Source organism: Streptomyces sp. M41 (assembly GCF_043673425.1).
Lineage (GTDB): Bacteria > Actinomycetota > Actinomycetes > Streptomycetales > Streptomycetaceae > Streptomyces.
On record NZ_JBIMKE010000005.1, the window covers coordinates 17,287 to 31,430 of the forward strand.

A 14,144-nucleotide genomic window follows, 5' to 3' on the forward strand; every position below is an offset into this window, starting at 1 on the left:
CCACCGGGCAGAGATCCCGGCACGGGACTGTCGCCCTCACTCGCACACGTGCATGATTGCCCAGTTGTTGTCGCTGGTGCTGACGAGGTGAGCGGTGCGCACGCGAAGAGCCGGGCTGGGTACGGCGGTCTTGAGCACCACCCTTCTGCTGGCGGCGGCCTGCGGCCCCACTCCCGACGACCACGCAGAGCCGGCCCGGCGCACCCCCGTCCGGATCGCCGACGTCCCCGCGCATCTCCCCGTCCCCCGGGGCGAGGGCAGCACAGCCGCGGACGACTTCAACGGCGACGGCCACCGGGATCTGGTCCTCAACGACCTGGTCAAGGCCCAGGCCCACGCCGACGACGCGGGCATCGGCATCGTCTACGGCAGCGAGCGCGGGCTCACACCGGGCGCCCGGCAGCTGCTCAGCCCGCGGCGGCAGGCCGCGCCGACCAAGGGCCGGCTGCCCGCCGTGTTCGACGCGGAGGCCGCCTGCGACCTGGACAAGGACGGCTTCACCGACCTCGTCGTGTCCACCGACCCGCCCTACGACGGTCAGGGCCGGCCGCCGGTCCCCCTCCAGCTCCTCTTCGGCTCCCCGGACGGCCTCACCGGCAAGGCGGTCAAGCTCGCCATCCCCGACGCCGCCCGCGCCGGCCAGGACTGGCCCGACCAGCCGGTGTGCGGTGACTTCGACGGCGACGGCGCACAGGACCTGGTGGTCCACGCCTCGGCCGGCCAACTGTCCTTCCTGCGCGGACCGTTCACCCGCAAGGGCAGCCCGAAGGCCGCGGGCGAGCCCGTCCGGGCGCCCGGCAACGCCCCCGTGGGCCCGGCCGCCGACGTCGACGACGACGGATACGACGACCTGGTGGTCCGTACGGCACAGGGTGCGGGCCGCGCGGCGGTGGTCCTCGGCGGCCCGGCGGGCCCCGCTCGCACCGGAGTCGTACTGCCCGCCGGCATCGACGTCGCGCTCGGCGCCTTCGGCAAGGGCGAGAACGAACTGGACGCGGCGGTCGGCACACTGGATGAAACGTCTCTGCGCTATGACCTTCCGGCCGCGCCCGGACGCGGGACCCTCGACAGCCCCGGCTCGATGCTCGACGCCGCCGACTTCGACGGCGACGGCCTGAGCGAACTCGTCTCCAGCGGCTCGCGGGTGCGGATCTTCCGCGGCCGTACGACAGGTCTCACCACGGCGGGCATGGTGACCGTCGCGCCGCCCGGGCCGGGCACGACGCGCGTGGTGACGGCCGGCGACTTCGACGGGGACGGGCGGGCCGAGCTGGTGGTGCGGGCTTACGTCGGCGAGACGAAGGACACGGTGGCCGTCCATCCCGGGACGAAGAAGGGGCTGTTGGCGGCGGAGCCGTCGGTGACGTTCTCCACGTCCGCGTTCCTGACGCCGTAGGAAGTCCTGGCGGGTCCTCGGCCGCCGTAGGGCCGCGTCCCCTCAGTCCCCGACCCGGGCGCCGATCGCCCGGGCGCGACGGCGGGCTTCGGGGCTGAGGCCCTTGCGGCGGGGGGAGGTTCGGTAGCTGTAGGCGGTGGGCTGAACGAGGCAGCTCATCGCGCGCGGGCCGGCCTTGGCCACGACGCAGGCGAAACGTGGGTCACCCGCGTACCACAGTTCCTCGTCGTAGTCCTTGAGGGCCTCGCGGGTCCACGACCTGAACAGTCCGGCGGCCAGCTTCAGCGACACCGCCTTCTCGGGGCTGTCGGGGTCGGGCAGCACGAGAACGCCCTTCCCCCTGTCGACCCGCACGGCCCCGGACTGCTGACGCCAGGGGTAGACGGCAAGGATCCGACGCATGCGCCACCCACTCGCCAGTCGGCCGAGGGCCAGGACCGTGACGTACATGAGCACGAACAGAACCAGCGTCATGGGAACGACCGCAGCCACCGGCAGAAGGAGCGTGACGTACAGCGCGCCCCACCACAGCGCCACGAGGCCGAGGGACCGGGCCAGTTGCCATGCCGTCCAGCGGAGGAACGCGGGTGGAGTCCCGGGTGTCTCCCAGGCCGGCGGCCCGTCGAAGCCGTGCTTGCCGGAGTTCGTGGTCATCTGCGTGTCCCGGGTCAGCCGAAGTCGGAGGCGATGTCGTTCGCGATGCCGTCGGCGGCGTCACCGCGGGCGGCGCGCTCGATCTCGGGCAGTGGATCGTGGAAGGACACCGTGTACGCGATGCCTTCCATCAGTTCGCGGTAGTGCTTTCGGGAACCCACGGCCGTGGTGCTCAGCGTCAGGACGCCCAGCTGTGTGCCCGAGGGATCCGGGACGTAGAGGTTGCACTGGTAGAGCTCCTGGCCGGGCACCCCCTCCAGGGCGGGCATGGTGATCAACGTGTCGGAGATCGACGCCGGACGTCCGCCCGGCAGCGTCAAGAGCCCCACGTTCCCGGAGGATTCCCGCGAGGCCGCCGCACGCACCGCCGTGACCTTGGCCGGAGCCCATCCGATGTCCCTGAGCCCCACGGTGAACACGGACGAGGCGGAGGAACCGTCGTCCGCGTGGTGCATGCCGAGCGAACAGGCGATGATGCCTTCGTTGCGCATCTGCTTGGCCATGAACCGGACGTCCCGCAGTGCACCCGTGTACCGGTCACGCTGGTCCTCAGGGGCGACGTCGATGACCAGCGCCAGCGCCTGTTCCAGGTGGACCTCCTGCTCGGAGCCCGGCTGGGGGGCGAGAGCGTCGATGGGGACGTCGACGAAGGAGTCCGGCAGCGCGTACCAGATCTTCGAGCTCGGGTCCCTGGCCGTGTCGTCGATGACCAGACGCATCGGCACTCCGGTGGCTTCCTGTGTCATCGCAACACCGTCGCGACGTTGCGGACGACCGCGAAAGCGCCGGGCCCGTCGAACAGACCCGCGCGGGCCGCGTCGACTCCGGTGGCCGTGTTCTTGCCGCCGTCGCTCTTCAAGGCGTCGATGTTCTCGGCAGCCAGCCCGTAGCCGGCGGTGACCACACCCGCCACCGGCGAGACGTAGTCCATGCCCGCTCTGACCGCCTGGCTGCCCCCCGCCGCCTTGGCCACAAGGTCTCCGACGGGGTTGAAGGAACCCGCGGACGCGATCCGGCCGGCCGCCTTGGCGGTGTCGTCGGCGAACCGGCCGAGGAACTGCCCGGCGCTCACCGCCTCGGACGCGAACCTCGTCGACTGGATCGCACCGTTGAGGCCACGGCTCACGGCGCCCACGCCCGGCACGGCGCCCAGGGCGTCACCGACGAGCCCCACGGAGTTCTCCCAGAAATCCGCGTCGAACTCCCCCTTGGTGAATCCGTCCGCGAGGGAAGCCCGCACCTTGGGGTCGGCGAGCCGGGAACCCATCGTCGCCAGGCTCAACGCCCCCGCCGCCAACAGCATCGCGATCCCGAAAGGCCCCGTGCACAGCAGCGCCAGCAGCCCCGCCACCGCCGCCAGCACGCTGAGGATGTTGGTGAGGTTGTCCCCGATCCAGCTGAGCGCCTTGCTCAGCCAGCCCGGCTCCTCGGGCGCCAGGTCCTTCGTGGCGTCCTTCAGCTTCTTCGCGAGCTCCCGCGCCTCGTCCTCGTGCGTGCCCTCCAGCTCGCGCGCCTTGCGCATCACTCCGTCCAGCGCGCCCTGCGCGTTGTTGACGGCGGTGACGGCGTCGTTGAGCCGGGTCTGGGCCGCGTTCAGCCGGGACTGGGCGGCCTGCAGCTCGGGGCCCTCCTGGAAGGTCTGCCCCGCGAGCTTCAGATCGGGATCCTGCTTGGCCGTCTCGTGCCGGGAGTTGGCCGCCTTGAGGTCGCCCTTGTGGTCGCCCGCCTCGACGTCGTACTTGTGCGCCAGTTCCCGGCGGCTGGTCAGCCCGCCGTGCCAGGCGCCGAGGTGCCCGGCGGCCTGGGTCAGCGACTTGTGGGCGTCCTTCATGTACTTCGGCAGATCGCCGTCGAGGGCCTCACGGAAGCCGACGGCCGCGTCGCCCTCCCAGAAGCTGGACTCGCCGAGCAGCTTGTCGATCTTCTCGTACGCCGTCTGCAACGCGCTCGCCGAGTTCACGAGCTGGGTGCGGAGCTTCTCGACCTCGCCGGGCTGTCCCGGTACGGGGTTCCAGCCCAGGTGGACGTAAGGGTTCTGTGCCACCGCAATCACTTCCCCGCCGCCGCGGCGCGCTTGAAGCTCTCCTCCAGGGAGGTCTCCACCTCGCGGTAGTTGTCCGTGTTCTTCTGGAGCCCCTCGGTGAGCTTGCCGATGCGCTCCTTGATCTGCTCGTTGCCGTACTTCCAGCGCTCCTGGAACGTGTCGCACGCCTCGTCGAGCTCCGACGTCCCGATCTGGTCGGCCCGCACGTGCTGCAGGGCGGTGCGCACCTGCTCGAGGGAGTCCTTGGCGCCGTTGAGGTCCTTGGTGAACGCGGCCAGCTGATCGATGTCGGTCTTGAAGTGGTCCCCCATGCAGGTCCTCCCCGTTCGCTCTCACGGTCGCATCGGCAAACACTCCGGCGGCCGAATGCGCCGAATCATGCCACGGGAAGGTGAGGGGACGGCGTCGGGGTCACGGAATCCACACGGACTTGCGGACCGAACCTGACCGCAAGTCCTCCTAACTTCCTTTCCATGACGCAGAAGCAGACGCAGCAGCAGACGCAGCAGACTCAGCAGCCGACGACTCAGATGCCGACGACTCAGAAGATCCTTGTCAGCGGCGCCACCGGCACGGTCGGCCGCCAGGTCGTCGCCGAGCTGCTCGCCCGCGGACATGAGGTCCGCGCCCTCACCCGGAACGCCCAGAAGGCCGCCTTCCCGGCCGGCGTCGAGGTCGTCGAGGGCGACCTCACCGAACCCGACAGCCTGATCCCGGCCCTGGAGGGCGTCACCGGCCTCCACCTGATCACCTTCGGCGGGGCCTACTTCGCGCCGCTGGAGACCGGCCCCCGCATCCTGGAGCTCGCGCGCGCGGCGGGCGTACGCCGGGTCACCGTGCTGCACGGCGGCGGGCCCACCGCGCTGGAGGACGCCGTACGCGCCGACGCCGGCGTGGAGTGGACCGTCGTCATGCCGGTCGAGTTCATGTCCAACGCCCTGGAGTGGGCGGAGGGCATCCTCTCCGCGGACGAGGTGCGTGAGCCGTTCGTCTCCCGGCTGAGCGCGATGGTGCACGAGGGCGACATCGGGGCCGTCGCCGCGGTCGCGCTCACCGAGGAGGGGCACGGGGGCCAGGAGTACATCGTCACCGGGCCCGAACTGCTCACCGTGGGCGACAAGGTGGCGGCGATCGCGGCAGCCCGCGGCCGGGCGATCTCGCTGGTCGAGCTGACCGAGGAACAGGCCGTCGCGCAGTGGCGGGCGGCGGGTCAGCCGGAGGACGTGATCGGCTTCCTGCTGGAGGCGTACGGGAACACTCCCGAGGTCGGCCGTACGGTCGTCGACACCGTGGAGAAGGTCACCGGCCACCCGGCCCGCACCTTCACCCAGTGGGCCACCGAGCACGCGGACGCCTTCACCCGCTGACGGATCCGCTGCCGGCGCCGGAACGAAAACAGACGAGGCAAGGAGCCGACAACAGAAAAGGCAAGGAGCCGACCGCTCCTCGCCACTCTCAACGTATAGCGCACGGGGGGCCTTGCGGCAAGGCCCCCCTGGTGCAGCAGAATCTCCCGCCTGAGCCAGAACATGCGGAAAGAAGTGATCCGCGAATTTCGCGCACCATGGGGGATGGAGAGCAATGATCGACGTGATCATCACCGGCGGCGGTCCGACCGGCCTGATGCTGGCGGCCGAGCTGCGGCTGCACGGTGTGCACGTGGTGGTGCTGGAGAAGGACGCGGAACCGACCAAGGTGGTACGGGCGCTGGGCCTGCACGCGCGCAGCATCGAAGTGCTGGACCAGCGTGGGCTGCTCGATCGGTTCCTCGAACACGGCACGCAGTACCGGGTCGGCGGCTTCTTCGCCGCGATCGACAAACCGTGGCCCGACCGGCTCGACACCGCCCACGCCTACACCCTCGGCATCCCCCAGACCGTCACCGACCGCCTGCTCGCCGAGCACGCCACCGAACTCGGCGCCGAGATCCGGCGCGGCTGCGCCGTGGTCGGGCTCGGCCAGGACGAGCAGGGGGTCACCGTCGAACTGGCCGACGGCACACGGCTGCGCTCGCGCTATCTCGTGGGCTGTGACGGCGGGCGCAGCACCGTCCGCAAGCTGCTCGGCGTCGGTTTCCCCGGCGAGCCCAGCACCGTCGAGACGCTGCTCGGCGAGATGCGGGTGGGCATGGAGCGGGCGGAGCTCATCGCCCGGACGACCGAAGTCCGCAAGACCCAGAAGCGGTTCGGCTTCATGCCGCTGGACGACGAGGTGTACCGCGTCGTCGTACCCGCCGACGGGGTGGCCGAGGACCGCACGGCCCCGCCCGGATTCGACGCGTTCAGGCGACAGCTGCGGGCGGTCGCCGGCACCGATTTCGGCGTGCACTCACCGCGCTGGCTGTCCCGCTTCGGCGACGCGACCCGGCAGGCCGAGCGCTACCGGGTCGGCCGGGTGCTGCTCGCCGGCGACGCGGCGCACATCCACCCGCCGACCGGCGGACAGGGGCTCAACCTCGGTATCCAGGACGCGTTCAACCTCGGCTGGAAGCTCGCCGCGACGGTCGCCGGCTGGGCACCGGACGGGCTGCTCGACAGCTACCAGCGCGAACGGCACGCGGTGGCCGCCGAGGTGCTGGACAACACCCGCGCGCAGATGGTCCTGATGTCCACCGAGCCCGGCCCTCGGGCGGTACGCCGGCTGGTGTCCGAGCTGATGGACTTCGACGAGGTGAACCGGCATCTGATCGAGAAGATCACCGCGATCGGCGTCCACTACGACTTCGGCGAGGGGCACGAGTTGCTCGGCCGGCGGCTGCGGGACGTGGAGTTGAAGAGGGGACGCCTCTACTCACTGCTGCACAACGGCCGCGGGCTGCTCCTCGACCAGACCGGCCGGCTCTCGGTGGCGGGCTGGTCGGACCGCGTCGACCATGTCATCGACATCAGCGAGGAGTTGGACGCCCCGGCGGTACTGCTACGACCGGACGGCCACGTGGCATGGGCCGGCGAACACCAGCAGGACCTGCTCACCCGTCTGCCGGAGTGGTTCGGCGGCGCGGTGCGCTGAGCGGGGGGTGTGGGAGCGGGGTGGCGGGGGAGCCGGGAGGAGCGGGGGGCGGGGGAGCCGGGGGCGGGGAGCCGGGGCGAGCGGGGAGCGGGAAGGGTGGTTGGGTCGCCGCCCCCGTATGGCTGAAAACAGCACCAACCACACATCCCCTCCCCCGCCTCGAACAATTACCGAACTCACGTACAACCCTTGCGCCCCACCGCGAGTCTCCTGATCGCCAACCGCCCGTGAACCCGAGGTCGATTCCCGGCCAGCACAGGCGGACCACGGCACCCAACGACTGCCGATGCCCCGCCAGGCATCCCGCATGCCGCAGGAGAATCCCGCATGCACCACGCGCACCCGCACAGGCACCCCCGCCTGCGCACCGCCCTCGCGACGGCCACCGCTGCCGCGCTGACGGGCGGTCTGCTCACGCTCTCCGCCGCCACGGCGACCGCCGCCGACTCCGCCCACGTGCCGCAGGCCGACTTCAACGGCGACGGCCGCGGTGACGTCGTCGCCTCCGCACACGCCGCCCATGTCAGCGGACGCCAGGGCGCCGGCCAGGTCGTCGTGCTCTACGGCACCGCCACCGGCGTATCGTCCGCGAAGCGCACGACGATCAGCCAGAACACCACCGGCTCCCCCGGCACCGCCGAGGCCGGCGACGGCTTCGGCGGCGAGACCGCGTACGCCGACTTCAACGGCGACGGCTACGACGACCTCGCCGTCGCCTCCCCGTGGGAGAAGGTCGGCACCGACACCAACGGCGGCGGCCTGGCCATCCTGTGGGGCTCCGCGAGCGGCCTCACCGGCAAGGGCGCCACCGTCACCGACCCGGCCCCCTCCTCGCACGACTACTGGGGCAAGGACCTCGCCGCCGGCGACTTCGACGGCGACGGCAAGGCCGACCTGGCCGTCGGCAGCTCCAGCAGCACGCTCCACGTCTTCAAGGGCGGCTTCAGCACCTCCGGCACCCCCGGTGGCCGCTACACGATCAAGCCGCCCATCGTGAACGGCTCCAACGACTTCCCGCACGGCCCGCTGAGCCTCACCGCCGGCGACGTCAACGGCGACAAGCGGACCGACCTGATCGTCGACGGGTACGAGACGCAGACCGACTACGGCTGGAACACCAACTACTACGTGCCCGGCACCCCGAGCGGCCTGAGCGCCGCCTCCGCCAAGGCCCTCAAGCCCGGCATCATCACCGCCGTGGGCGACATCAACGGCGACGGCTACGGCGACATCGTCAGCGGCGCCGGCTGGGACGCCACCATCCAGGACGGCACACCCGTCCCGGACGCCGCCAACGGCGGCAAGGTGCACATCACCTACGGCTCCGTCTCCGGGCCCGCCACCACCGCCGGCATCACCCAGAACAGCGGCAACGTCCCCGGCACCGCCGAGAAGGGCGACGGCTTCGGCTGGGACCTGGACCTCGGCGACATCAACGGCGACGGCTACCAGGACCTGGTCGTGGCCTCCCCGAACGAGGACATCGACGGCGTCGCCGACACCGGCCAGGTCACCGTCCTGTACGGCTCGGCGAGCGGCATCAGCACCACCACCGGCGTCCAGGGCTTCGCGCAGAGCACCGCGGGCGTCCCCGGCAACGACGAGAAGAACGACCTCTTCGGCGCCGACCTCAAGCTCGACGACGTCACCGGCGACGGCAAGGCCGACCTGGTCGTCGGCTCGTACGAGAACGCGGGCAACGGCGGACTGACCTACCTGCCCTCCAACGGCACGAAGATCACCACGTCCGGGTCGCGCACCGTCGCCCCGAGCTCCTCCGGCGTCTCGACGTCCGGTACTCCGCAGTTCGGCGCGGTCTTCGCGGACTGACCGGACGCGAGCGACCCACTCGACCGACCAGCGGGCCGTACGGCCGCGCCGCGCCCCCCTCGCGGCCGGACCCGGCCCGCACCCCCGGCCGGGCCCGTCCGTCCCCACGGGCCCGGCCCCTCCTCCCTGGAGCACCCGATCTTGCGCAAGCGCACCCTCCTCCTCGCCGCCGGTCTCACCACCGGCCTGCTCACCGCCCTGCCGTCGCAGCCCGCCTCCGCCGCCCCGCCCGGGCTGTCCGGTGACTTCAACGGCGACGGCTACCGCGATGCCGCGGTCGGCGCCTCCTGCGCCGACGTCGGCTCGGCATCCTGTGCCGGCGCGGTCGTCGTGCTGTACGGCTCGTCGTCCGGGCTGTCGGACACCCGGAAGGCGGTGATCACCCAGAACTCCCCCGGAGTGCCGGGCACGGCCGAGTCGAGTGACGTGTTCGGCGCGAGCCTCGCCGCCGCCGACCTGGACCGGGACGGCTACTCCGATCTCGTCGTCGGCGCGCCGAACGAGGCCATCGGCGACCGCGAGGGCGTCGGTTCCGGCACCATCCTGTGGGGCTCCAGGTCCGGGCTGTCCGGCGGCAAGGGGCTGCCCCAGCCCTCCACGCTGGAGACCTACTCCAACTTCTCCGGCGGCATCGCGGCCGGCGACTTCGACGGTGACGGCGACACGGACGTCACCCTCACCGGCCGCACCCACACCCGCCTGTACCAGGGCCCCTTCACCCGCGCCGCCGGCCCGCTGAGCCACCAGCGCGTCGGAGAACTCGGCACCACGTACCAGGTGTTCGCCGGCGACATGACCGGTGACGACGCGGCCGAGCGCGTCTACACCTCCGGCGTGGACGGCGACCCAGGCGGCCAGATCCTCTACTACCGCAAGACCGCCACGGGTACCGCCCTGACCGAACTGACCGGCGCGGACGGCTCCAACGGCTCGATCGCCGACATCGACGGCGACGGCTACGGCGACCTCGTCCTCGGCGACCCCGTCGACCCCGCCGCGCACAAGCCCGTCGGCCACAAGGGCGGCCAGATCGCCGTCTGGTACGGCGGCCCGAACGGCCCCGACCCCGCCCAGACGCCGACCGTCGTGCACCAGGACACCACCGGTGTACCCGGCTCCGGCGAGTCCGACGACGCCTTCGGCTCGGCTCTGAGCACCGGCGACATCAACCGCGACGGATACGCCGATGTCGTGGTCGGCGCCCCGGGCGAGGACCTCGGCTCGGCCGTGGAGGCGGGCTCGGTGACCGTACTGTTCGGCTCGGCGTCCGGGCTGACCACCAAGGGCGCCAAGTCCTACACCCAGAACACCGCCGGGGTGCCCGGCACCGCCGAGTCCTGGGATCGCCTCGGCACCGCGGTCGACCTCACCGATGTGACCAAGGACGGCAGGGCCGACCTCGCCATCGGCGTCGACGGCGAGAACACCACGGGCGGCCTCTGGACCCTGCGCGGCACCTCCACCGGCCTGACCACCGCCGGCGCCAAGGGGATGACCGCCGCCGCCGTCGCCCTGAAGTCCGGCCGCTATTTCGGCTCGGCGATCGCCCAGTGACCCGCCGTCGCCCCACGGGCACGGCACGGGTGCCCGTGCCGCGAGCGCCCCGTGCTCGCATCCGCCCCTCAACCCCTCACCGAAGAAACGGACTTACGGATCTCCTCATGCGCAAGCGCACTCTTCTGCTCGCGGCGACGCTCACCACGGGTCTGCTGACCGCCCTGCCCGCCGGCACCGCCTCCGCCGCCCCCTCGGGCCTGACCGGCGACTTCAACGGCGACGGCTACCGCGACGTCGCCATCTCCGCACCGATCGCCAAGGTCGCCGGGAAGACCGGCGCGGGCTATGTCGCCGTGGTCTACGGCACCGCGAGCGGCCTGAACACCGGCAAGCGGCAGATCATCAGCCAGGACACCACCGGGGTCCCCGGCGTGCCGGAGTCGTACGACTACTTCGGCGACCGTCTGACCACCGGCGACCTGGACGACGACGGCTACACGGACCTCGTCGTGGGCGTGCACGGCGAGCACATCGGCTCGACCGACGACTCGGGCGTGCTGACGGTGATCTGGGGCGGCTCGAGCGGTCTGAAGACCGCCACCGACATCAGCGCGCCGCTCCCGGAGAACCGCAACGAGCTGGGCTGGTCCGTCGCCACCGGCGACTTCGACGGCGACGGCGACACCGACCTGGCCGCCGCGAACATCGCGCACCCGGAGCTGAACGTCTTCCACGGCCCCATCTCCCGCACCGGCAAGGCGAGTTACGCCGAGTCCATCGCCACGTCCGCCGACACCGGCATCAACGCCGACAAGCTGGTCGCCGGCCGCGTCGACGGCGACGGCAGCACCGATCTCCTCGTCATGGGCCAGGAGGAGACCAGCTCCGGCGACTACCGCACCCGCAGCGTGCTCTACACCGGTGGGGCCGACGGACTGCGGCCCCGTGGCAAGGTCGCCGGCGGCTACGAGGCGGTGATCGCCGACGTGAACAAGGACGGCTTCGGCGACATCGTCACCGGCAACTTCATGGAGAAGTCGACGACCGAGCCCAACGGCGGCCCGGGCGGCGCGGTCACGGTGACCTACGGTGCCGACGGGGGCCTGTCGACCCGTACGCCGGTGCGGATCACCCAGGACACCGCGGGCGTCCCCGGCGCCGCCGAGAAGGGCGACGGCTTCGGCTGGAGCCTCTCGGCCGGCGACACGAACGGTGACGGATACGCGGACATCGCGGTCGGCATCGAGAACGAGGCGGTCGGCTCGGTCTACAAGGCGGGTTCGTTCGCGGTTCTGCGCGGTTCGGCGTCCGGCCTGACGGGCAGCGGCGCCAAGGTCTTCAGCCAGGACAGCTCCGGCGTCCCCGGTACGGCCGAGCGGCTGGACAACTTCGGCAGTGCGGTCCACCTCACGGACGTCGACGCCAACGGCCGCGCGGAGCTCGTCGTGAGCGCCGAGAGCGAGAACGGCGGCGCCGGCTCCGTCTGGCTGTTCAAGTCCACCGCTTCCGGCATCACCGCCACCGGCTCGAAGTCCTTCGGCGCGGCCACCGTGGGCGGGCCGGCGGGCGACGCCTACTTCGGCGACGTACTGGCGGGCTGACCGCCCGCATACCAGCGGGTAGGCCCAGAGGGCGGCGGCCGCTCCTCCCTCCGCACGACCGAACCCGGACCCACCACGGAGAACACCCCGCTCCACCCCCTAGGGGATGTCACAGCTCGGCAGCAAAGCCGGGCCCTTACCGCAGGGCCCGGCACGCGAGCCGTCCGGACCAGGTACGTTCGAAGACGTGGCTGGATTCAGGATCGGACGCGGCAGCCGGAACAACGGCACCCCGCAAACGCGACCGCAACAACCTCCGTACGGGCAGCAGGCACCCCAGGGGCCGTCGTACGGCTATCCCCCGCCGCCCCAGGGCGGCGCAGGCGGCTGGCCGCAGGCGAACGGCGGCGGTGGCCACGGCGGTTACGGCCCCGGCGGTCACTCGGGCCGTGGCGGTCACGGGGGCGGCCACGGCGAGCCGGAGTACTTCGGCGACGGCGGCTACCCGCCGCACGGCCCGGGCGGCGCCCCGGACCCCTACGCGGCGAACAACCCCGGTCACACCCAGGCGTTCTCGGTGGGCGAGGATCCCTACACCCAGGGCGACACCTACCGCGCGGGCGCGGCCCCGGCCGCCCCGGTGGGCCCCCGGCTGCACTGGAAGGACCTGCTGCGGGGCATCGTGCTCTCGCCCGGGCAGACGTTCCTCCAGATGCGGGACTACACGATGTGGGGCCCGGCCCTCGTCGTCACCTTCCTCTACGGCCTGCTCGCGGTCTTCGGCTTCGACGGCGCCCGCGAGGACGCGATCAACGCGACCCTCTCCAACGCGGTCCCGATCGTCCTCACGACCGCGGTCGCGATGGTCCTGTCGTCCTTCGTCCTGGGCGTGGTCACCCACACCCTGGCCCGTCAGCTCGGGGGCGACGGCGCCTGGCAGCCCACGGTCGGCCTGTCCATGCTGATCACGTCCCTCACGGACACCCCCCGCCTGATCTTCGCCATGTTCGCCGGCGGTGACGCGACCTTCGTCCAGGCGCTCGGCTGGGCGACCTGGGTGGCCGCGGGCGCCCTGCTCACGCTGATGGTCTCCAAGTCCCACGACCTCCCCTGGCCGAAGGCGCTGGGCGCGAGCGCGATCCAATTGATCGCCTTGCTGTCGATCGTGAAGCTGGGCACGTTCTAACGCGCTCCGGCCCCACCAACCCCGAAGAGGCCCCCGGCGGATCCCGCCGGGGGCCTCTTGCGGACTGCTCGGTACTGCTCAGGACTGCCTGCCAGGCACTCCTCGGGGACTACTGAACGTCGACGAAATCGCCGGTCGCGTTGACCGCCGGGGTCGTCGCCGAGCCCGCGAAGCTGTAGCGGAAGTAGCCGTCGGTGGAGGCGGTGACGGTCGTCTTGAGGTTGCCCGTCGAGTTGCTCTTGATCGTCTTCACCGTGGTGTAGGTGTTGCTGCCCTTCTTGCGGAACTGGAGCTTCACCGGCTGGTTGGTGTAGCCGTGGTACTGGTTGTCCTCCCAGTTGGCCCGGGAGAGCTTGCCGGTGACGGTGATGGTCTTGCCCTTCTTCACCGGCTCCGGCGAGGCATTGACCGTCAGCTTCGAGTAGCGCTGCACCTTGAATGTGGTGGCCGCGTCCCGGTGGATGTAGTCGTAGTCCTCGGCGGAGACCAGCGTGGACAGCCGCCAGGTGCCCGCCGCGCTGTTGTAGTCGACCCCGGTGCCGGTCTTCGGGTCGAAGAGCAGCGTGCCCGTGCAGGTCGACGTGGTGGTGCTGGCCTTGACGCAGGTGATCTCGCCCTCGTCGTACCAGATCTGCGCGTAGTTCGGTCCCGGCCCGTAGGCGCTGATGTACGTCGTCTCGACGATGCCCGAGTCGTCCGACGCGGTCACGGAGACCTTGACGGGCACGACGTTGGTGGTGCCGACCACGACCGGCTTGCCGCCGTTGACGACGACCTTGTCGATCGTGATGTTGCCCGAGCCGCCGTCTTCCGCCTGTGCGGCGCCGGCGCCGGCCGCGGTGGCCACCAGTGCCAGGCCGGTGCCGATCAGAGCGAGGCGCTTGGTTGCGCGCATGAACGTCCCCCCACGGAGTTCTTTGATGATCGATGATCAGAGGGAGCGTACGGCGTTGGCCAACGGTTCACCACATAGTTGTTTCAACGCCA

12 protein-coding genes are annotated in these 14,144 nt (G+C 71.3%); 7 read left to right on the plus strand and 5 right to left on the minus strand.

Annotated elements, in window-relative coordinates; all coding sequences use genetic code 11:
- Nucleotides 1–130: 130 nt before the first annotated feature.
- Nucleotides 131–1,396: an FG-GAP repeat domain-containing protein gene (locus ACHBTE_RS08545; RefSeq protein ID WP_394722908.1), complete on the plus strand. Its 1,266-nt coding sequence runs from the start codon at nucleotides 131–133 to the stop codon at nucleotides 1,394–1,396.
- A gap of 42 nt (nucleotides 1,397–1,438) precedes the next feature.
- Here ACHBTE_RS08545 and ACHBTE_RS08550 read toward each other — a convergent pair whose 3' ends face one another.
- From ACHBTE_RS08550 to ACHBTE_RS08565, 4 genes are read right to left on the minus strand one after another with little or no spacing between them, the layout of a single operon-like run.
- Entirely contained in the window at nucleotides 1,439–2,050 is a 612-nt protein-coding gene (locus ACHBTE_RS08550; RefSeq protein WP_394722909.1) for a hypothetical protein, read from the minus strand.
- 14 nt (nucleotides 2,051–2,064) lie between these two features.
- Nucleotides 2,065–2,796, minus strand: coding sequence for a hypothetical protein (locus ACHBTE_RS08555; RefSeq protein ID WP_394722910.1), 732 nt, complete (start codon nucleotides 2,794–2,796; stop codon nucleotides 2,065–2,067).
- The gene (locus tag ACHBTE_RS08560; protein WP_394722912.1) at nucleotides 2,793–4,094 is read right to left on the minus strand and encodes a hypothetical protein; all 1,302 of its coding nucleotides are present in this window, start codon (nucleotides 4,092–4,094) and stop codon (nucleotides 2,793–2,795) included. Before ACHBTE_RS08560 ends, ACHBTE_RS08555 begins: the two co-directional genes overlap by 4 nt.
- 5 nt (nucleotides 4,095–4,099) lie before the next feature.
- Nucleotides 4,100–4,405 (minus strand): hypothetical protein, encoded by a 306-nt coding sequence (locus tag ACHBTE_RS08565; protein WP_394722914.1) that lies wholly within the window; start codon nucleotides 4,403–4,405, stop codon nucleotides 4,100–4,102.
- A gap of 219 nt (nucleotides 4,406–4,624) precedes the next feature.
- Between ACHBTE_RS08565 and ACHBTE_RS08570 the strand changes: the two genes are divergently transcribed.
- The 6 genes from ACHBTE_RS08570 (at nucleotide 4,625) to ACHBTE_RS08595 (ending at nucleotide 13,157) form a co-directional block, all read left to right on the plus strand.
- Complete coding sequence (locus ACHBTE_RS08570) at nucleotides 4,625–5,461, plus strand: SDR family oxidoreductase (RefSeq protein WP_394723269.1); 837 nt, start codon at nucleotides 4,625–4,627, stop codon at nucleotides 5,459–5,461.
- A gap of 214 nt (nucleotides 5,462–5,675) precedes the next feature.
- The gene (gene rox / locus ACHBTE_RS08575) at nucleotides 5,676–7,103 is read left to right on the plus strand and encodes a rifampin monooxygenase (protein WP_394722915.1); all 1,428 of its coding nucleotides are present in this window, start codon (nucleotides 5,676–5,678) and stop codon (nucleotides 7,101–7,103) included.
- 327 nt (nucleotides 7,104–7,430) lie between these two features.
- The gene (locus ACHBTE_RS08580; protein WP_394722916.1) at nucleotides 7,431–8,933 is read left to right on the plus strand and encodes an FG-GAP and VCBS repeat-containing protein; all 1,503 of its coding nucleotides are present in this window, start codon (nucleotides 7,431–7,433) and stop codon (nucleotides 8,931–8,933) included.
- A 141-nt stretch (nucleotides 8,934–9,074) separates the two neighbouring features.
- Nucleotides 9,075–10,487: an FG-GAP repeat protein gene (locus tag ACHBTE_RS08585; protein WP_394722917.1), complete on the plus strand. Its 1,413-nt coding sequence runs from the start codon at nucleotides 9,075–9,077 to the stop codon at nucleotides 10,485–10,487.
- Nucleotides 10,488–10,594: 107 nt separating this feature from the next.
- Nucleotides 10,595–12,031, plus strand: a complete 1,437-nt coding sequence (locus ACHBTE_RS08590) for an FG-GAP-like repeat-containing protein (RefSeq protein ID WP_394722918.1) — start codon at nucleotides 10,595–10,597, stop codon at nucleotides 12,029–12,031.
- Between the two features lie 106 nt (nucleotides 12,032–12,137).
- Nucleotides 12,138–13,157, plus strand: a complete 1,020-nt coding sequence (locus ACHBTE_RS08595) for a Yip1 family protein (RefSeq protein WP_394722919.1) — start codon at nucleotides 12,138–12,140, stop codon at nucleotides 13,155–13,157.
- A gap of 109 nt (nucleotides 13,158–13,266) precedes the next feature.
- On the opposite strand, the gene ACHBTE_RS08600 is transcribed toward ACHBTE_RS08595, so the two are convergent.
- Nucleotides 13,267–14,052: a calcium-binding protein gene (locus ACHBTE_RS08600; protein ID WP_394722920.1), complete on the minus strand. Its 786-nt coding sequence runs from the start codon at nucleotides 14,050–14,052 to the stop codon at nucleotides 13,267–13,269.
- Between the last annotated feature and the right edge of the window lie 92 nt (nucleotides 14,053–14,144).

Coding starts and splice junctions, on each gene's coding strand:
- ACHBTE_RS08555 (WP_394722910.1), bottom strand. CDS start 2,796: ATGACACAGGAAGCCACCGGAGTGCCGATGCGTCTGGTCATCGACGAC.
- ACHBTE_RS08600 (WP_394722920.1), bottom strand. CDS start 14,052: ATGCGCGCAACCAAGCGCCTCGCTCTGATCGGCACCGGCCTGGCACTG.
- rox (WP_394722915.1), top strand. CDS start 5,676: ATGATCGACGTGATCATCACCGGCGGCGGTCCGACCGGCCTGATGCTG.
- ACHBTE_RS08590 (WP_394722918.1), top strand. CDS start 10,595: ATGCGCAAGCGCACTCTTCTGCTCGCGGCGACGCTCACCACGGGTCTG.
- ACHBTE_RS08550 (WP_394722909.1), bottom strand. CDS start 2,050: ATGACCACGAACTCCGGCAAGCACGGCTTCGACGGGCCGCCGGCCTGG.
- ACHBTE_RS08565 (WP_394722914.1), bottom strand. CDS start 4,405: ATGGGGGACCACTTCAAGACCGACATCGATCAGCTGGCCGCGTTCACC.
- ACHBTE_RS08570 (WP_394723269.1), top strand. CDS start 4,625: ATGCCGACGACTCAGAAGATCCTTGTCAGCGGCGCCACCGGCACGGTC.
- ACHBTE_RS08595 (WP_394722919.1), top strand. CDS start 12,138: ATGTCACAGCTCGGCAGCAAAGCCGGGCCCTTACCGCAGGGCCCGGCA.
- ACHBTE_RS08580 (WP_394722916.1), top strand. CDS start 7,431: ATGCACCACGCGCACCCGCACAGGCACCCCCGCCTGCGCACCGCCCTC.